This is a genomic window from Microbacterium oryzae (assembly GCF_009735645.1).
Taxonomy (GTDB): Bacteria; Actinomycetota; Actinomycetes; order Actinomycetales; family Microbacteriaceae; genus Microbacterium; species Microbacterium oryzae.
In genome coordinates this window covers 2915651-2933616 of sequence record NZ_CP032550.1, presented here as the reverse complement: position 1 = coordinate 2933616, position 17966 = coordinate 2915651, and the positions used below count along the sequence as shown (strand labels likewise).

The window sequence follows — 17966 nt, the reverse complement described above, 5'->3', positions numbered from 1 at the left end:
ACTAAGAGCACCAGCGCGACTGAGGCGCCTTGTCAAATGTTCCACCCATGAGCTACCAGCACCACACATTCGGTGATGAACTGGCCTCTAGAACCTAAAAGGTTCGAGATGCTCCTTAGAAAGGAGGTGATCCAGCCGCACCTTCCGGTACGGCTACCTTGTTACGACTTAGTCCTAATTACCGATCCCACCTTCGACAGCTCCCTCCCACAAGGGGTTAGGCCACCGGCTTCAGGTGTTACCGACTTTCATGACTTGACGGGCGGTGTGTACAAGACCCGGGAACGTATTCACCGCAGCGTTGCTGATCTGCGATTACTAGCGACTCCGACTTCATGAGGTCGAGTTGCAGACCTCAATCCGAACTGGGACCGGCTTTTTGGGATTCGCTCCACCTCACGGTATTGCAGCCCTTTGTACCGGCCATTGTAGCATGCGTGAAGCCCAAGACATAAGGGGCATGATGATTTGACGTCATCCCCACCTTCCTCCGAGTTGACCCCGGCAGTATCCCATGAGTTCCCACCATAACGTGCTGGCAACATAGAACGAGGGTTGCGCTCGTTGCGGGACTTAACCCAACATCTCACGACACGAGCTGACGACAACCATGCACCACCTGTACACCGACCATAAAGGGGCGACCATCTCTGGCCGTTTCCGGTGTATGTCAAGCCTTGGTAAGGTTCTTCGCGTTGCATCGAATTAATCCGCATGCTCCGCCGCTTGTGCGGGTCCCCGTCAATTCCTTTGAGTTTTAGCCTTGCGGCCGTACTCCCCAGGCGGGGAACTTAATGCGTTAGCTGCGTCACGGAGACCGTGGAAAGGCCCCCACAACTAGTTCCCAACGTTTACGGGGTGGACTACCAGGGTATCTAAGCCTGTTTGCTCCCCACCCTTTCGCTCCTCAGCGTCAGTAACGGCCCAGAGATCTGCCTTCGCCATCGGTGTTCCTCCTGATATCTGCGCATTCCACCGCTACACCAGGAATTCCAATCTCCCCTACCGCACTCTAGTCTGCCCGTACCCACTGCAGGCCCGAGGTTGAGCCTCGGGTTTTCACAGCAGACGCGACAAACCGCCTACGAGCTCTTTACGCCCAATAATTCCGGATAACGCTTGCGCCCTACGTATTACCGCGGCTGCTGGCACGTAGTTAGCCGGCGCTTTTTCTGCAGGTACCGTCACTCTCGCTTCTTCCCTGCTAAAAGAGGTTTACAACCCGAAGGCCGTCGTCCCTCACGCGGCGTTGCTGCATCAGGCTTCCGCCCATTGTGCAATATTCCCCACTGCTGCCTCCCGTAGGAGTCTGGGCCGTGTCTCAGTCCCAGTGTGGCCGGTCACCCTCTCAGGCCGGCTACCCGTCGACGCCTTGGTGAGCCACTACCTCACCAACAAGCTGATAGGCCGCGAGCCCATCCCCAACCGAAAAATCTTTCCCATCACAGACCATGCGGCCATGATGCATATCCGGTATTAGCAACCGTTTCCGGCTGTTATCCCAGAGTCAGGGGCAGGTTGCTCACGTGTTACTCACCCGTTCGCCACTAATCCACCCAGCAAGCTGGGCTTCATCGTTCGACTTGCATGTGTTAAGCACGCCGCCAGCGTTCATCCTGAGCCAGGATCAAACTCTCCGTAAAAAACAGAAGCTGACCGCCACCGGGAAAACGGTGAAACGAACAGCGAGTTCAATCATGACCAAATACGGATGTCATAACTGACAACCATTGTTTTGATCCAAAGGAATTCTCAAACCCAGTCACAAAGACCAGGCCGAGGATAATTTGGCATTTGACAAGTGCACGCTGTTGAGTTCTCAAGGATCAGACGCACCCAGCCCCACGACTCCCGCCGTGGCCCTCCGGGGCAACTTCTCTACCGTAGCCGAAGCCCGAACCGGATGCAAACCCGACACGCCGTGCCGGTTGCAGCCACCCGAGGGACGACCACGCACCAACTCGAACCCGCCGCACATGATGCGTGGACTTCGAGGAGATGTTGTCGCTGACCTGGGGCGGGGAACCTTCCGGCTCAACCTCGCTGCTTGGCGGCGACAAGAGACAACATTACGTTCATCCCCCCACCCCCGCAAACCGGACCATCCGTCGGGCGTGTCGCCCACGAGGCATCTCGACGCGTCGAACCCTCGCCGCCGCCATCCGCACCCTCGGCGGCCGTGAACACTCTCGTCGCACAGCGCCTTCGCTCGCGTCCTGCGGTCCCGCTCCGAGAGTGCGCGCGGTGCCTGCGGTCTCGGAGCGAGCGCGCCTATAGCGCTGGGGATGACGACGGCTGGGAGCGTCAGCACGGTCGGCGAGCAGGCGCGCCGTCCGGGAGCGGACAGCCGGTGTGCACCCAGGCCGGTCGCCGGCCCGGGGTACGAGAAAGGCCCCGTCCGATGGACGGGGCCTGACCGACTGTCTCAACTCAGTGTGGACCCAGGGGGATTCGAACCCCCGACCTTCTCATTGCGAACGAGACGCGCTACCAACTGCGCCATGGGCCCTTGCAACCCGCAATACGTTACCAGAGCGGGAGCCGGTTGCCGAATCGAGGGCAGCCGCGCGCGTCAGCTCGCCGCGCGGCGGGCGAGCAGCTGCCGCACGTGCGCTTCGATCTCGGCGTCGTCCACGACGCCCATGCCCGCGTACCGCGAACGCTCGGCGGCGGGGCGAGCGGTCGCGATCGACACGGGAGCCGACGCCGCCGCCTGTGCACGCAGACCCTCTTCGCGCGCGGCGGCCCGCAGTGCCTCCTGCGCACGTGCCTCCGCGAGCACGACCGCGGCGCGAGATCCCGACACCGAGACGAGCGGGGCGGGCAGCGACCGAGGCGTCCACCCGCGGTCCTGCGCGTCGAGCAGCACCGGAGCGGTCCGGTGGGCGGGAACGGAGGCCGGTGCCGGCGCTGCCTCCGGCACACGGGTGACCGCCTGCGCGGCCGGTCGACGCGTGCGCCGCGCGACCGCGGCCATCCGCGCCAGTGCCTGGAGTGCGACCAGTGCCGTCACCGCTCCCCCGGCCAGCCACCATCCGGCCCCGCCCTGCGCGAGTGCGGTGGCGCCGTATGCGATGGCGGCGAGGCTCGCAAGCAGCGTCCCGGTGGCGGCGAGACGCAGTGCGCGCCGCGCGCGCGCCTGACGGGCGCGGCGGACGGCGGGGTCGCGGCGAGCGGCGTCGAGCGCCCGGCGCCGGCGGTCGGCTTCGGCGGCGAGCTCGGCACGGCGCCGCTCGAGTTCGAGGGCGGCCTCCTCGCGCGAGCGGTCCACGTCGGCCTGCACCTCGAGGCGCTTGCGCTCGAGTGCGATGCGGTCCTGCTCCGCGCGCAGCCGCTCCTCCTCCGCGCGCATGCGCTGCACGAGACGCTCTTGGGCGCGCGCCTCGCGCGCGGAGAGCTCGACGTGGATCTCCGCCGGCGTCTCACTCGTCTCGGCGAGCACGCGCAGCGCTTGGCTGAGACGCACGGCGTTGCGCTCCGACGCGTTGTAGCGCATCCGGCTGTACCACGTGGGAAGCAGGTACACGATCCACAGCAGCACCGCGACGGCGATGATCACGCCCCCACCCAGCATCTGCCCACCCATGCTCTAAAGGTAGGGGAATCAGGCCGCGGGCATCGACCACGCGCCGCGCGTGTCGCACCGCGCGTCCGGCGCTCAGCCGGCGAGATCCTGCGGCGGGATGTCAGCGGCGTCGGCGGGGACATCGCCGCGCAGCCATCGTGCGAGCACGCCGTGGTGCACGTCCTCGCGAACGAGCGCGAAGGCGTAGTGGTCGCGCCAGTCGCCGTCGATGTGGATGTAGCGGCGGCGCAGGCCCTCGTACCGGAAGCCGAGCTTCTGCACGATGCGCAGGCTCGGGACGTTCTCCGGTCGGATGCAGATCTCCATCCGGTGGAGTCCGAGCTCGGTGAACGCCAGGTCGGTCGCCAGCGCGACGGCGGTGGGGGTGATGCCGCGCCCCGCGTAGCGCTCGCTCACCCAGTAGCCGATGGTGGCGGAGGACAGCGAACCGCGGGCGATCCCCCAGATGTTCAGCTGTCCGCAGACGTCGCCGCCGTACTCCATGACCATGGGCACGCCGGCGCCGTCGCGGTACTGCTGCAGGAGTCGTCGGACACCCGCGCGCATGTCGAAGGAGACCGCGCCCTCCGGACTCGTCGCCTCCCAGGGACGCAGCCACGTGCGGTTCGACAGCAGCTCCTGCTGCAGCACGCGCGCGTCCCGCGGGCGGACGAGTCGGATGGACACCGGACCGTGCTCGCGCAAGAGCTGGCTATCCATCCGACTCTCCTCGGCCGACGTGTCGAGCAACCTGCTCAGAGCGTAGTCGCGAACTCCTTGAACCACGGACGCAGGTCCGGGCCGAGGTCGGGGCGGTCGGCGGCGAGCTGCACGATGGCCTTGATGTAGTCGAGCCGGTCGCCGGTGTCGTAGCGGCGGCCGCGGAAGACCACGCCGTACACGCCGGGGCCGTCCTCATCGGCGGCCACCTCCTGCAGCGCGTCGGTCAGCTGGATCTCGCCGCCCTTGCCCGGCTCGGTGTGCTCGAGCACGTCGAAGATCGCCGGCGTCAGCACGTAGCGGCCGATGATGGCGAGGTTCGAGGGAGCGTCCTCCTTGGCGGGCTTCTCGACGAGGCCCTTCACGCGGACGACGCCGTCGGTGTCGGTCGCCTCGACGTCGGCGCAGCCGTACATGTGGATGTGCTCGGGGTCGACCTCCATGAGGGCGACGATCTGCGCACCGCGCTTGCTCTGCTCGTCGATCATCTTCGAGAGGAGCTCGTCGCGCTCGTCGATGAGGTCATCGCCCAGCAGCACCGCGAACGGCACGTCGCCCACGTGCGCCTTCGCGCGCAGCACGGCGTGGCCGAGGCCCTTGGGGTCACCCTGTCGCACGAAGTGGATGTCGGCGAGGTCGCTCGACGCCTTCACGCGCTCGAGACGACCCTGGTCGCCCTTGCGCTCGAGGTTGCTCTCGAGCTCGGGCACGGAGTCGAAGTGGTTCGCCAGCGCGTTCTTGTTGCGCCCGATGATCATGAGCACGTCGCGGATGCCGGCGGCGACCGCCTCCTCCACGACGTACTGGATGGCCGGCTTGTCGACGACCGGCAGCATCTCCTTGGGTGTGGCCTTGGTGGCAGGCAGGAACCGCGTGCCGAGCCCGGCGGCGGGGATGACCGCCTTGATCTTCGGTGAATCCATGGGCCTAGCCTAGGTGATCGACCGATATTCTCGGCCCGCCGACACCCGTCATCGTGTGCGATGCCGTCTCACCGCTCCTAGGATCGGGGCATGCGGGATGACGTCGAGCAGGCCAAGCGCGCACTGCGCGCGGAGATCCGCGAGCGCAGGCAGAACGTCACGGACGCGCAGCGGCAGGCCGCGAGCGACGGTGTCCGCCGGCAGCTCGACGACCTCGTGCAGCGCGTCGGCGCCCGCTCCGTGTCCTGCTATCTGTCCAGCCCCTCCGAGCCCGACACCCGCGCCTTCATCGACGCCGCGCTCGCCCGCGGGGTCCGCGTCCTGCTTCCCGTGACCCGCGCCGACGGTCTCCTCGATTGGACGGTCGCTCAGGCGGATGGCCGGGAGATCGAGAGCGCGTACGGCGTTCCCGAGGCGGTCGGCGAGGTGCTCGGCCCGATCGCGGTCAACGACGTCGACCTGCTGATCGTCCCCGCATCGGCGGTGGATGGCGAGGGTCTGCGGATGGGGTGGGGTCGCGGCTTCTACGACAAGACGCTCGGCTCCATGGCGCACAGGCCGCCGGTGTATGCGGTGATCTATGATTCGGAGTTGGTCGACCGCGTTCCCCGCGAGCTGCACGATCAGCCCGTCGACGGCGTGGTGACCCCCACGAGGATCGTCGACTTCGCGCGCTGACGACCCCGGCCATCCGCTTCGAGACCCGAACGAGGACACATGCCCACGTACGCCTACGCCTGCACCGCCTGCGGCCACCGCTTCGACGCCGTCCAGGCCTTCAGCGACCCGTCGCTCACCGAGTGCCCGGAGTGCTCGGGGGCCCTCCGCAAGCAGTACGGCTCGATCGGCGTGACGTTCAACGGCTCCGGCTTCTACCGCACCGACTCGCGCTCGTCGTCGAGCGGATCCACGGGCGCCTCCACCGCGGCCGCAGCGTCATCGGGGGCCGCAGCAGCTCCCGCCGCCTCCGGCTCCTGACGCCGGGCGTTTTCAGCATCCGCCGGCGGCGCCGGCAGTAGGGAGAGAACATGCTTCAGGGCTTCCGGGACTTCATCCTGCGCGGGAACGTCGTCGAGCTCGCCGTCGCCGTCGTCATCGGCACGGCGTTCAACGCGATCGTCACCGTGCTCGTCGAGGCGCTCATCAACCCGCTGATCGCGCTCTTCTTCGACGCGTCGCGCCTTCAGGACGCGCTGAAGGTCACCGTGCCGACGCTGTTCGACGGCACCTCGACGTTCGCGTTCGGCGCGGTCATCGCCGCGGTGATCAACTTCGTCGTGGTCGCCGCAGCGGTCTACTTCGTCATCGTGCTGCCGATGAACAAGGTCAACGACATGCGGAAGGCCCGCGCCGGTATCGCGGAGGAGGCCGTCCCCGCTCCGACCCAGGAGCAGCTCCTCACGGAGATCCGCGACCTGCTCGCGCAGCGCTCCGACCGGTAGTCCGCCGAAGCGCAGCCCTCACCAGTGCGGCGGCACGTCCCGTCGCAGCCGCTCGTCGTTCGGTCCCCGCTCGCCGGTCGACCCACGGGCGGCACGCGCATCCTCGTCCGCGCGCAGCGTGGCCTCGGCGTCCGCATCGGCGAGCGTTCCCTCCACCCGCGTCAGGCGCGCGCGACGCGCCCCCGCCACGCGCACGACCCGCTGACGCGGCTCCTCGGCCATCAGAACGCGAGCGGCTCGGTGTCGGAGTCGACGCGCGGCGTGTCGGCGGACACCCCGAGGACGGCGGCGATCCGCTGCGCGACGGCGGCGGGGTCGCTGTACAGGTCGAACGCATGCACGCGCACGTAGTGCCATCCCAGCCGGCGCAGCGCGTGCGGGCGCAGCCGCAGCGACTCGCGCAGCGAGGCGTCCCGCGACTCCGGATCGCTCTCCACCACGACGGCCTTGCCGCTGCGCTGCGCGACGAGCGGGAGCATCCCGTGGTAATCCACGTCGACCGCGACGCCGAGCTTCCGCAGCTCGCGCGCGAGCACGCGGGTGAGCGGATCGGCGTCGTCCTCGCGTCGCGCCTGGCGCCCGCGCTCGTTCGCACGGGCGAGGACGCTCATGAGGATGGCCGCGCCGTGCTCGAGACGCCCGTCGTCGGCCTCGGGGCGGATGGACGACACGATGATCATCGACCGGCGCGCGCGGGTCATCCCCACGGTGAGCAGCCGCTCGCCATCCGCGGTCGACAGGTCGCCGAAGTCGCTCAGCACGCGGCCGTGCTTGGTGACGCCGAAGCCCAGGGAGAAGATGACGCGGTCGCGGCTCTCGGCGACCGACTCCTCGAGCGTGAGCACCGTCAGCGGCTCGGTGGTCTCGCGGGAGACGAAGTCGGCGACGTCGGAGCGGCCGGCGAACGCGGTCGTGACGGCCGACCGCACCCGCTCGGCGTGCCGGCGACTCGCCGTGACGACCATGAGCGACTCGTTCGGACGGTTCACCGCGTGCTCGACGACGAGCGTCACCACGCGCTGCACCTCCGCGTCGGGGCTCTCCACGGCGCCGCTCTCCGGGTCGGGGGCCCCGAAGCCGCCCTCGACGTAGTCGACCGAGAGGCTGCCGCGGCCGAGATACGACCCGGCCCACGGCAGCGACACGATCTCGCCGCCGTAGAACGCGTCGTTGACGAGATCGACGAGGTCCTCCCCGCCCGCGCGATAGCTGCGGGTGAGCGTCTCGACCGGCAGCACCTCCGCCAGACGCTCGAACGCGCTGATCGGCTCGGCCTGAGCGGGCGGCGTCTCGAGCACGGCGACCGAGAAGGGCACGGGGCGCTGCGTGACCGGGTCGCCGAAGGCGACGACCTGACGAGCGCGGCGGATGGCCGGGGTCGCCTCCGCGAGGCCGATCGCTCCGGCGTCGGCCAGCAGCACGACATCGAAGTCCGGGGTGTCGGGGATGAGGGGCACGTCGTAGGGCGAGGCGATCCAGACCGGCGCGATCACGCGCGACAGGGTCGGCGCGATCCGGCCGAGCACCTGCGGCGTGATGTCGCCGCGCGTCAGCGCGCGCTTCAGGCTGTCGGCCTCGCCGGGCTCGTCGACGATCCCGATCTTCCACTGCGTCGCGAGCTGCCAGGCCAGCAGCGGCCCGGACGCCGCGGCGTGGGCCTCGTCGACGAGTCGGAAGTCGCGCTCGAGCCGGTCGACGACCGAGGTGTTCGCGCCGAGCAGTGCGCGGTCGGTCTGCAGGAGGTGCTCGAGCACCGACTGCCACCAGGCGAACTCCAGCTCCTCGCCGACCCGCTCCTCGTCGACGTGGCGCACCGAGAGCTCCGTGAGCAGCGGCTCGAGACCCAGGCGCGAGAGCTCGGCGCGCAGCTCCGCGCGCTCGACGATGTTCTCGAACACGTCCGAGTCCGCCGCCAGGCCCGCGAGCGTGCGCACGAGACGCTCCACCGGCATCGAGGCGAGCCGGGTGCCGCGTCCGAGCGCCGAGTCGAGGTCGCTGAGCTCGGCCTCCACGCGCTGCCATTCGACCTGCACGTCGGCCAGGCCGAGGGGCAGCTCGGGGATCGTGCCGACGTCGACGAGCTGCTGCCACTGCTGGCGCTGCTGCTGAATGCGCGTGAGCGCCTCGTGCATGTCGCTCACGTGCACGCCCGGCCGCAGGTACTCCTTCGACAGGCGGCGCAGGCGCCGACGCTGCGCACCGGTGAGACCGGACTCGCGTCGCGGGCCGAAGGCCTTGATCATGTCGGTCAGCGGACGCTCGAAGGCCACGGGCGTGAAGCGGTCGAGCGAGTCCCGGATGCCGTGCAGGAGACGCAGGTACTCCCCGAGCTCGTCGATGGTGGTGAACGGGCGCATCCGCGTCTGCGAGATGAGCTCGAACCCGCGCTCGAGGAGCTCCGGCACGCTGGTCCGGTGCAGCTTTCCGGCCATCCGATGCGCACGGCGCGCGTCGTCGGTCGACGAGAATGAGACGCCGTACCAGGGCGAGTCGTCGGGGCCGACGCGGAACTCGCCCAGGCGCGCGGCGAGCGCGAGCGTCGAGGCCGCCTTCGAGCGGTCGCCGGCGAGCTGCTCGAGCGCGCGGATGCCCAGACGGGCGCTCGTCGACGGCGGCGTCGGGAGGGCGGCGAGCTTCGTGAGGGTGCGCGTGGTCTCGAGCACGGAGACGCCGAGCCCGGGGTGCACGCGGGTGAGCGCGTGCCGGTAGTCGCGCAGCACGGAGCGCAGCCGCACGAGCGCGTCGTCGATGTCCGACACCTTCGGCTGCGTGGCCTTCTCGTTCCGGCCGATGGCGCGGATGAGGTCGCGGCGCAGGTCGGTGGGCGACACGGCGAGACCTTCGAGGCCGATGCCGGCGAGCCGGTGTCGGATGCCCTCGAGCGTGGAGCGCCGCGCGCTGACGACGAGCACGCGCTTGCCGTCGCGCACCAGGGCGCCGACGGCGTTGATGACGGTCTGAGTGCCGCCGGTTCCGGGGAGCGTGTGCACCGTGAGCGAGTGCCCGGCGGTGATGCGCGCGAGCACGCGCTCCTGCTCGGCGTCGGCGTCCAGCAGCATCGTGTCGGCCGCGGGGGCGCGCTCGTCGGGATGCGCGAGCGCGGGAGCGGGCCGCTCGGCCGTCACCTGCGCCAGGTCGTCGGGGTGCCCGCCGAGAGCGTTCAGGAGCGGGTGGCCGAGCTTCGTCATGTCGCGCACCATCACCTCGCCCACCTCGGCGAAGGTGGACACGATGAGGCGGGGCTTCACGCTGAACGTATCGACGTGCGCGGCCAGCCCGCGCAGGCGGTCGAGCACGGGCTGCGGTTTGAACACGCCCTCGTCGTAGGCGAGCTCGGCGAGCTCGTCGCCGTCCAGCTCGATCCCGAAGTGGTCCTGCGCGATGCGGACGAGCTCGGGATTCACACGGAACCGGCCGTGCAGCTTCAGCTCGAAGTCCGAGTGGTGCCGGCGGATGGCCAGGGGACGCAGGAGGACGGGGGCGACGAACTCCTCGTCCCCCACTCGCCAGCCGGCGAGCCCCACGGCCAGGCGGACGGCGTCGATGCCGCGGACCGTGCGCAGCTCGAGGTTCTTCGCCGTGATGCGCTCGGCGGCCAGCCGCGCGGTGCGCAGCGCGACCTCGTCGCGGAAGAGGTTCGACAGCAGCGTCGAGCGGCCGGTGATGAACTGCGGCAGGCTCCCCGGATGCGCCTTGGTGATCTCGATCCCGGACTCGGAGGAGGGTCGGTAGCGCAGCAGGGGCGAACGTCCGCCCAGCTGGGCGGCGAGCGCGCGCAGGCGCTCGCGTTCGGTCTCGGCGACATGCGCGACCGAGACGTCGGGATCCGCGATACGGAGATCCGCAGGCGTCACGGGCGCGAGCCGGAGGTTCTCCATGGCGTCGTCTTCTGCGGGCAGCACACGTGCCAGGGTAGGCGGGCCTTGCTCAAAGTCCCCCGCGCGCACCGGAGTTTCGCGGAAATCCCGCGCCCACGTCTCGTGCACAGGCCCCGTCGGGCGGCGTTTCGCGTCCCCCGACGGTGGAGACGACTCCTCCGGCCTTCCCGCGCGTGAGGATGGCCCTATGACCTTCCGATACGCGATGCTCCCGACGCCGGTCGGCGACGCGATGGCGGCGTTCTCCGACGAGGGCCTGGTCGCCCTGCGCGTCCGCGCGGAGCCGCACGAGGCCCTCGAGTCCGTCTCCCGCGAGCTGCGCGGCGCGCTCCTTCCCGACGACGGCTCGGAAGCCCTCGAGGACCTCGCCGCGCAGCTCGAGGGCTACTTCCAGGGCGAGCGTCGCCGCTTCGACCTGACCCTCGACTGGCGCCTCGCCAACGGCTTCACCCGGGAGGCGCTGGCAGTGGTCTGCGACATCCCGTACGGGACGACCGCGAGCTACGGCGAGGTGGCCGCGCTGGCGGGTCGCCCTCGTGCGGCGAGGGCCGTGGGCACCGCCTGCCGCACGTCGCCCTTCTCGCTCGTCGTGCCCGTGCACCGGGTGATCCACGCGGACGGCACGATCGGCGGATACGGATCCGACATCGACGTGAAGCGCCACCTCCTCGAGCTCGAGCAGGACGACGGGCCGGCATGACGAGGGCGCCGGCGCCGCGTGTAGGCCGCGGCGCCGACGCCCTTCCCCGCGTCAGTGCTGTGCGGCCTTCTCCGCACCGAAGCCCGTGAGCGAGCGGACCTCCATCTCCGCCGCCAGGCGACGGTCCTCGGCACGGCGGGAGGTGAGCGAGCCGATCCACCCGAGCAGGAAGCCCACCGGGATGGAGACGATTCCGGGGTTGCTCTGCGGCCACACCGCGAAGTCGGCGCCCGGGAAGACGCTCGTCTCCGTGCTCGAGAACACCGGCGACAGCACGATCAGCACGAGCGCCGTGCCGAGCCCGCCGTACATGCTCCAGACCGCGCCGCGCGTGGTGAAGCGCCGCCAGAACAGCGAGTAGAGGATGGTGGGGAGGTTCGCGGACGCCGCCACGGCGAAGGCCAGCGCGACGAGGAACGCCACGTTCTGCCCCTGCACGCCGATCCCGCCGACGATCGCGAGCGCGCCGATGACGAGCACCGTGATGCGGGCGATCTTCACCTCGCCGTCGCCCTCGACCTGCCCCTTCTTGATGACGTTCGCGTAGATGTCGTGCGCGAACGAGGTCGCCGCGGTGATCGTGAGCCCCGCGACGACGGCGAGGATCGTCGCGAACGCCACCGCGGAGATGAACCCCATCAGGACGGGGCCGCCGAGCGCCTGCGCGAGCAGCGGAGCCGCCGAGTTCACGCCACCGGGAGCCGCCGCGATGGTCTCGGCGCCGACCAGGGCGCCCGCGCCGTACCCGAGCACGAGCGTGAGCAGGTAGAACAGGCCGATGAGCCAGATGGCCCACACCACCGAGCGCCGGGCCTCCTTCGCGGTGGGCACCGTGTAGAACCGCATCAGCACATGCGGCAGGCCGGCGGTGCCGAGGACGAGCGCCATGCCGAGGGACAGGAAGTCGAGCGGCTTCGCGCCGTACTGCAGCCCGGGAGCGAGGATCGCATCTCCCGAAGCGGAAGCGGCGACCGCCGCCTCGAGAACGCCGTTGAAGTCGAACCCGTGCTCGGCGAGAACCCAGACCGCCATGGCGATCGCGCCTCCGATGAGGAGGAACGCCTTGACGATCTGCACCCAGGTCGTGCCCTTCATGCCGCCGATGAGCACGTACACGACCATGAGCACGCCGACCACGGCGATGACCACGGACTGCCCGACCCGGTCGCCGACGCCGAGGAGGAGGGAGACGAGACCGCCCGCCCCCGACATCTGCGCGAGGAGGTAGAACAGGCACACCGCGAGCGTGGTGATGGCGGCGGCCATCCGCACCGGCCGCTGCTTCAGGCGGAACGACAGCACATCGGCCATCGTGAACTTGCCGGTGTTGCGCATGAGCTCGGCGACGAGCAGCAGCGCGACGAGCCAGGCGACCAGGAACCCGATCGAGTAGAGGAAGCCGTCGTACCCGTTCAGGGCGATGGCGCCGACGATGCCGAGGAACGACGCCGCCGAGAGGTAGTCGCCCGCGATCGCGAAGCCGTTCTGCGGCCCGCTGAACGAGCGGCCGCCCGCATAGAAGTCGGCGGCGGTCTTGTTGTTGCGGCTGGCTCTGATGACGATGAACAGCGTGATCGCGACGAAGGCGCCGAACACGCTGATGTTGAGCACCGGGTTGTTCTCCGTTTGCGCCGGGGCCTGCGCGAGCAGCACGCCGTTCATGCACCGGCCTCCCGGCTCTCGAGGTCTGCGCGGATCTCCGCGGAGATCGGGTCGAGCCGGCGATTGGCGAATGCGACGTACCCCATCGTGATCGCGAAAGTCGTCACGAATTGCCCGAGCCCGAGAAGCAGCCCGACGGTGATATCGCCCGCGACCCGCTGCCCCATGAATTCGGGGAAGAACCCGGCCGCGACGACGTAGGCGAAATACCAGACGAGGAAGAACACCGCGAGCGGGAACACGAAGCTCCGCTGCGTGCGCTTGAGTTCTCGGAATCGCGGTGATTCCTCCACCGCGAGGTAATCGATCGACGTCGTCGCTGAGACGCCGCCAGGAGAATCGGTCATGAGGCCTCCTTGCCGCATGGTTCCCTTCGCGCTGCGTCGTCGCAGCACGGCCCCGGCAACTCGCCGGTGATATCTTCGACGCTACGGAATGCGACGGAGCCGTCGTCACCCCCGAAAGTAGGTACTCGACCCGTGCAGGCAGCGCCGCAGCAGCTCAGCGCAGATGAGCGCGCTCTCGTCTCCGACGCCGTGGGCGACCTCACCCGCCGCACCGGCTTCCCCGTCGCATTCGGCGGCATCCTCTGTGGAGGCGAAGTCGCCATCACCGCCATCCGCGGTGCGCGCACCGGGGCCCTCGACGGCCTCGCGGTGCGTCCCGAGCGCGGCCTCGGCGGCCGAGCCATCACGGAGCTGCGGCCACGCCTTGCAAGCGACTACCGGACCGCGAAGCAGATCACGCACGACTACGACCGCTACATCCTCGGAGAGGGCATCGGCACGCTCCTGGCAGTGCCCGTCGTCGTCGCCGGGCGCGCGCGCGGCGTGCTGTACGGGGCCGCGTGGTCGCAGTGGGAGGTGGGCGGCGTCGCCGCCGCGCCCGCCGTCGACGTGGCCGCGCGGCTGGGGCGGCGGCTTGCCGAGCTCGACGCGCACGACGCCGCCGCGAAGCCGACGCCCGAGACGCCGTCCCTCCCGGCGCCGACGCTGCCGCCTGCGCACCAGGAGGAGCTCCGCGAGACCTACGCCGAGCTCCGCCGCATCGCCGCGTCCGTCGCCGACGGCCCCCTGCGCTCGCGGCTCGAGCAGGTCGAGCGCCGCCTCGCCGGTCTCTCCGGGATGGCCGCGAGCACTCCGTCGGAGGAGCCTCCCGTCCGACTCTCACCGCGCGAGACCGACGTGCTCGCGTGCGCCGCACTGGGCGCCACGAATGCTGATGTCGCGGCACAACTCGGTCTTCGAGAAGCCACGGTGAAGGCGTATCTCGGCGCCGCGATGGCGAAACTCGACGTGTCGACACGCTGGGCCGCCGTGGCGAAAGCACGCAGAGCGGGAATTCTGCCCTGAGAGGGCCGCAGGGAATTCCGGAATAGTCGCACGGCGTCGCATTCTTTCTGCGCTACATTTACGGCATGGCCCGAAAGATCATTCATCAGCTCGTGGACGACCTCGACAACAGCGTGCTCGACGCCGGCGAAGGCGAGACCGTCACGTTCGCCCTGGACGGCAAGAGCTACGAGATCGACCTCACCGCGCAGAATGCCGCGGAATTCCGCTCGCTCTTCGAGCGCTACATCTCGGCCGGTCGCCGCGTCGGCGGCGGCGCTTCGGCGCAGAACTCGTCGCGCACGCCGCGTCGTCGTTCCGGCCAGACGGATTACGGCCCCGTGCGCGAATGGGCGAAGGAGAACGGCTACTCCGTCTCGGAGCGCGGTCGCGTCCCGGCGAATGTACTCGAGGCATACGAAGCGGCCCACTGACCGCAGCTCGCGACGGCGGCGCCGATTCACACGGAATGCGCATGTGCATTCCGTGTGAATCGGCGCCGCTTCGTCGTCTCCGGCTTGCATGCGGCGGCCGTTCTCGGCATCGTGGCTGGCCCGACGGAAGGAGAGCCCGATGCTCACACTCACCGAGAACGCCCAGACCGCCGTCCGCACGATCGTCGATCAGTCCCCGGCTCCCGCCACGGGCGGCCTGCGCATCGACGGGTCCAGCGCTTCGGCCGAGGGATACACCCTCAGCATCGCCCCCACCCCCGAGGCCGCGGACGCCGTGGTGGATTCCGGCACCGCCCGGGTCTTCCTGCCGGGCGACGCCGCGGCGGAGCTCGACGACAAGGTGCTCGACGCGGAGATGACGCCGGACGGCGTGCGCTTCGCGCTCGGCCTGCAGCAGCACTGAGCCTGACGACGACGGCGCCGCCCACGGGCGGCGCCGTCGTGCTGTCCGCTCGCCCGATAAGCTGGAGCGCACACGCCCCCGTAGCTCAGTGGATAGAGCGTCGGTTTCCTAAACCGTGCGTCGCTGGTTCGAGTCCAGTCGGGGGCACCGACAGCTGAACCGGAGCCCGGCCGCTCAGGCCGCGAGAGCGAGGTACGGCTCCCACCTCGGGTCGGCCCGCTCCGTGCCGCGGACCGTCCAAGCGCCGCCACGCGGAGCACCGAGCGCGAACCGGAGCTCCCATCCCATCTCCTGAGGAGTGCGGTCGCTCTTGACGTTGTTGCAGCGGAGGCAGCAGGCCACGAGGTTCTCCCACGTATCGCGCCCACCTCGCGACCGCGGCATGACGTGGTCGATCGTGGAGGCCGCTCCCCCGCAGTAGCCGCACCGGAACGCGTCGCGTCGCAGCACGCCGCGCCGGGTCGCCGGCACGCGGCGAGCTCCGGGCACTCGCACATAGCGCGTCAGCACGATCACCGCCGGCCGCTCGAACACCGCTCTGGCGGCCCACACCGGCTCGCCCTCCACGCACTCGAGCACCGTGGCCTTCTCGTTCATCACGAGCACGAGCGCCCGCTTGAACGAGACGACCGCGAGGGGCTCGTATCCCGCATTCAGAACCAGTGTCCGCATCATCGTCCCCTTCGACGCCACCCGGACGGCTTCCGGGCATTCGAACTGCGGCCGCTCCGTTCGAGCAGAGGGCGGCACGAAGAAGGGCGCCGTCTCATGGACAGCGCCCTCGAATGGCCACGGCGGTGCCGAGGCACACGTGCACACGATGCCGGAGGACGTGACGACCGAGCGCATTCATGGGGTGAATGCGAGGTGTTCGCTCCATCGGCTCCTCCGCCCTTCTCGGCGACAGGGTCAGAGTAGCGCACCCCGGGCGTGTCGCGGGCGAATCGGAGATGAACACCCCGAGGCATGCGAACGAGGTCGGGCATGCGCAGAGCGCCCGGCACCGCGAGGGTGCCGGGCGCTCTGCGGAGCGGAAGCGCTCAGATGGGGAGGTAGTTCAGCGGGTCGACGATCGCGCCGTTGATGCGGTACTCGATGTGCAGGTGGTTCGCGGTCGAGTGTCCCGTCGATCCGACGTACCCGATGATCTGGCCGGCGGAGACGGTGTCGCCCACCTGCACCTGCCGGGTGCCGTAGGTCATGTGGCCGTAAAGCGAGGTCGTGCCGTCGCCGTGGTCGATCGCGACGACGACGCCCCAGCCGCCGAGCGCCTCCTGCGAGGTGATGACCTGACCGGACTTGACCGCGTAGATCGGCGTCATGGCGGGGGCGACCATGTCGGCGCCCTCGTGTCCGGAGCTCACCGAGCGGCTGACGTAATAGGAGCCCGCGGGGAGCGGGCAGATGCCGCCGGCGTTCTGCGCCGGGGCCTCGTAGGTCTGCGGCTGAGGTGCCTGCGGCGCCTGGGGAGCCTGCGGCTGCGCGGGCTGCACCTGCGCCTGCTGCTGCCGCTGCTGCGCCTCGGCCTGCTGCTTCTGCTCGGCTGCCGCCTTCTCGGCCTGCTCACGTGCGCGCTCGGCGGCGGCCGCTGCCGCCGCCTCGGCCTTCGCCTGCTCGATCTCCTCCGGCGTCGTCGCGGAGTACGCGGCACCGCCGAGAGGCTCGGCCTTCACTGCGGCGTCGACGGCGATCGACTGCGCTTCGCTCTCGGCGGCGTCCTGCAAGGACACCGTCTCGGCGGAGGGCTGCGTCGCGGCGTAGGCGGGAACCGCCACGCCCGCGATCAGCGCGAGCACGGCCGCCAGTGTGCCGACTGTGCGCACGGGCTTGACCTTCGGAGCTGCTGCGCGCAGCGCGGCCCGCTCCATCCGGCGGACGTCGCTGCGCGACATCACGACCGGACCATTGGCGGGGGCGTTCGTCTGAGAGGTCTCGACGGTGTCGGGGGCACCGGCGGACACGGGGTTCTCTGCCAAGTCTGTTCTCCTCCGTCGCCTCGCGCCAGGGAGCGCCGACTCGTCAGAACTGGTTCGGGGCACAGTTCCACTCCGTCAGAACGACGAGCCGGAGAGGCGATTTCTCACGGAGCGACCCGGGATCAGGGACCCGGGTATCGCTCAAAGGTAACGGAAGATAACGAAAATGTCACGCTCTCGGCCGGGCTCCCGGCCGGTCCTCAGGCGCGGTCGTCGACGAGGAAGACGTGCGAGGCGATCTCGACCGGCAGCTCGAGCGCTTCGGCGACCCCGGCCATCTGCACGAGGACGTACCCCTCGCTGTAGCGGAAGTCGCCCTGCGCTCCCGGCACGACGCCGGCCTGACGCAGCTGCTGCAGCAGTTCGGGATCGACCTGCGCCGACTCGGCCAGACGGCGGACGGTGCCCGAGACCGGGCCGCCCTTCTCATCCAGCAGACGGACGAGCCCGACGACGCCCTGGTGCTCGCGTTCGATCGCGAACTCGCCCAGCTGCTCCAGACCCGGGATGGGGTTGCCGTACGGCGATTCGGTCGGATAGCCGAGGAGCTCGACGAGCCGACGCTCGACCTGCTCGCTCATGACGTGCTCCCACCGGCAGGCCTCGTCGTGCACGTACGCCCAGTCGAGGCCGATGACATCCGACAGCAGCCGCTCGGCGAGGCGGTGCTTGCGCATGACCTCGACGGCCTTGGCGCGGCCGTCGTCGGTCAGCCGCAGCCGCCGGTCCTCCGCGACCACGACGAGACCGTCGCGCTCCATGCGCGCGACCGTCTGCGACACCGTGGGGCCCGAGTGCCCGAGCCGCTCCGAGATGCGCGCGCGCAGCGGCACAATCTCCTCCTCCTCGAGGTCGAGGATGGTGCGGAGGTACATCTCCGTGGTGTCGATCAGGTCGGTCATCGATCCTCC

Annotated in this window: 17 protein-coding genes, 2 tRNA genes and 1 rRNA gene; 8 read left to right on the top strand and 12 right to left on the bottom strand. The window is 69.6% G+C overall.

What is annotated here, in order from left to right; all coding sequences use genetic code 11:
* Nucleotides 1-119: 119 nt before the first annotated feature.
* The 5 genes from D7D94_RS13700 to galU all read right to left on the bottom strand — a co-directional run bounded on the left by D7D94_RS13700 (nucleotide 120) and on the right by galU (nucleotide 5208).
* A 16S ribosomal RNA gene (locus tag D7D94_RS13700) occupies nucleotides 120-1643 on the bottom strand.
* A gap of 793 nt (nucleotides 1644-2436) precedes the next feature.
* A tRNA-Ala gene (locus D7D94_RS13695) sits at nucleotides 2437-2509 on the bottom strand.
* A gap of 63 nt (nucleotides 2510-2572) precedes the next feature.
* Nucleotides 2573-3586, bottom strand: a complete 1014-nt coding sequence (locus D7D94_RS13690; protein ID WP_156243144.1) for a coiled-coil domain-containing protein — start codon at nucleotides 3584-3586, stop codon at nucleotides 2573-2575.
* A gap of 72 nt (nucleotides 3587-3658) precedes the next feature.
* Nucleotides 3659-4285: a GNAT family N-acetyltransferase gene (locus D7D94_RS13685; RefSeq protein ID WP_156243143.1), complete on the bottom strand. Its 627-nt coding sequence runs from the start codon at nucleotides 4283-4285 to the stop codon at nucleotides 3659-3661.
* A 35-nt stretch (nucleotides 4286-4320) separates the two neighbouring features.
* Nucleotides 4321-5208, bottom strand: a complete 888-nt coding sequence (gene galU / locus D7D94_RS13680) for a UTP--glucose-1-phosphate uridylyltransferase GalU (RefSeq protein ID WP_156243142.1) — start codon at nucleotides 5206-5208, stop codon at nucleotides 4321-4323.
* A gap of 90 nt (nucleotides 5209-5298) precedes the next feature.
* Between galU and D7D94_RS13675 the strand changes: the two genes are divergently transcribed.
* Genes D7D94_RS13675 through mscL form a run of 3 tightly spaced genes read left to right on the top strand, consistent with a single transcriptional unit; the run spans nucleotide 5299 to nucleotide 6650 of the window.
* On the top strand, nucleotides 5299-5886 hold the full coding sequence (locus D7D94_RS13675; RefSeq protein ID WP_156243141.1) for a 5-formyltetrahydrofolate cyclo-ligase: 588 nt from the start codon (nucleotides 5299-5301) through the stop codon (nucleotides 5884-5886).
* A gap of 39 nt (nucleotides 5887-5925) precedes the next feature.
* Entirely contained in the window at nucleotides 5926-6186 is a 261-nt protein-coding gene (locus tag D7D94_RS13670) for an FmdB family zinc ribbon protein (RefSeq protein WP_156243140.1), read from the top strand.
* A 50-nt stretch (nucleotides 6187-6236) separates the two neighbouring features.
* Entirely contained in the window at nucleotides 6237-6650 is a 414-nt protein-coding gene (gene mscL / locus D7D94_RS13665; RefSeq protein WP_156243139.1) for a large conductance mechanosensitive channel protein MscL, read from the top strand.
* An 18-nt stretch (nucleotides 6651-6668) separates the two neighbouring features.
* Here mscL and D7D94_RS13660 read toward each other — a convergent pair whose 3' ends face one another.
* Nucleotides 6669-6872 carry a hypothetical protein gene (locus tag D7D94_RS13660; protein ID WP_156243138.1) on the bottom strand — a complete coding sequence of 68 codons (204 nt, stop codon included), beginning with the start codon at nucleotides 6870-6872 and terminating at the stop codon, nucleotides 6669-6671.
* The gene (locus tag D7D94_RS13655; RefSeq protein ID WP_156243467.1) at nucleotides 6872-10528 is read right to left on the bottom strand and encodes an AAA family ATPase; all 3657 of its coding nucleotides are present in this window, start codon (nucleotides 10526-10528) and stop codon (nucleotides 6872-6874) included. The genes D7D94_RS13660 and D7D94_RS13655 overlap by 1 nt, the downstream gene beginning before the upstream one ends.
* Nucleotides 10529-10715: 187 nt before the next feature.
* Here D7D94_RS13655 and D7D94_RS13650 point away from each other — a divergent pair, with 187 nt between their 5' ends.
* A complete protein-coding gene (locus D7D94_RS13650; protein WP_156243137.1) occupies nucleotides 10716-11228 on the top strand; it encodes a methylated-DNA--[protein]-cysteine S-methyltransferase in 513 nt (170 codons plus the stop codon).
* Between the two features lie 51 nt (nucleotides 11229-11279).
* Here the strand turns inward: D7D94_RS13650 and D7D94_RS13645 are convergent, their stop codons facing one another.
* Both D7D94_RS13645 and D7D94_RS13640 read right to left on the bottom strand, forming a co-directional pair.
* Nucleotides 11280-12890 carry a solute symporter family protein gene (locus D7D94_RS13645; RefSeq protein ID WP_156243136.1) on the bottom strand — a complete coding sequence of 537 codons (1611 nt, stop codon included), beginning with the start codon at nucleotides 12888-12890 and terminating at the stop codon, nucleotides 11280-11282.
* Entirely contained in the window at nucleotides 12887-13237 is a 351-nt protein-coding gene (locus D7D94_RS13640) for a DUF485 domain-containing protein (RefSeq protein ID WP_156243135.1), read from the bottom strand. Before D7D94_RS13640 ends, D7D94_RS13645 begins: the two co-directional genes overlap by 4 nt.
* A gap of 132 nt (nucleotides 13238-13369) precedes the next feature.
* On the opposite strand from D7D94_RS13640, the gene D7D94_RS13635 reads away from it, so the two are divergent.
* From D7D94_RS13635 to D7D94_RS13620, 4 genes are all read left to right on the top strand, one after another.
* Nucleotides 13370-14242, top strand: a complete 873-nt coding sequence (locus D7D94_RS13635) for a LuxR C-terminal-related transcriptional regulator (RefSeq protein WP_156243134.1) — start codon at nucleotides 13370-13372, stop codon at nucleotides 14240-14242.
* A gap of 65 nt (nucleotides 14243-14307) precedes the next feature.
* Entirely contained in the window at nucleotides 14308-14655 is a 348-nt protein-coding gene (locus tag D7D94_RS13630; protein ID WP_156243133.1) for a histone-like nucleoid-structuring protein Lsr2, read from the top strand.
* Nucleotides 14656-14794: 139 nt separating this feature from the next.
* Nucleotides 14795-15079 carry a Fe-S cluster assembly protein HesB gene (locus D7D94_RS13625; RefSeq protein ID WP_156243132.1) on the top strand — a complete coding sequence of 95 codons (285 nt, stop codon included), beginning with the start codon at nucleotides 14795-14797 and terminating at the stop codon, nucleotides 15077-15079.
* Between the two features lie 74 nt (nucleotides 15080-15153).
* Nucleotides 15154-15226 (top strand) — tRNA-Arg (locus D7D94_RS13620).
* A 27-nt stretch (nucleotides 15227-15253) separates the two neighbouring features.
* On the opposite strand, the gene D7D94_RS13615 is transcribed toward D7D94_RS13620, so the two are convergent.
* The 3 genes from D7D94_RS13615 to D7D94_RS13605 all read right to left on the bottom strand — a co-directional run bounded on the left by D7D94_RS13615 (nucleotide 15254) and on the right by D7D94_RS13605 (nucleotide 17957).
* Nucleotides 15254-15751 (bottom strand): HNH endonuclease, encoded by a 498-nt coding sequence (locus D7D94_RS13615; protein ID WP_156243131.1) that lies wholly within the window; start codon nucleotides 15749-15751, stop codon nucleotides 15254-15256.
* 368 nt (nucleotides 15752-16119) lie between these two features.
* On the bottom strand, nucleotides 16120-17055 hold the full coding sequence (locus D7D94_RS13610; RefSeq protein WP_246171810.1) for a M23 family metallopeptidase: 936 nt from the start codon (nucleotides 17053-17055) through the stop codon (nucleotides 16120-16122).
* Between the two features lie 200 nt (nucleotides 17056-17255).
* Nucleotides 17256-17957 carry an iron-dependent transcriptional repressor DtxR gene (locus D7D94_RS13605; RefSeq protein WP_156243130.1) on the bottom strand — a complete coding sequence of 234 codons (702 nt, stop codon included), beginning with the start codon at nucleotides 17955-17957 and terminating at the stop codon, nucleotides 17256-17258.
* Between the last annotated feature and the right edge of the window lie 9 nt (nucleotides 17958-17966).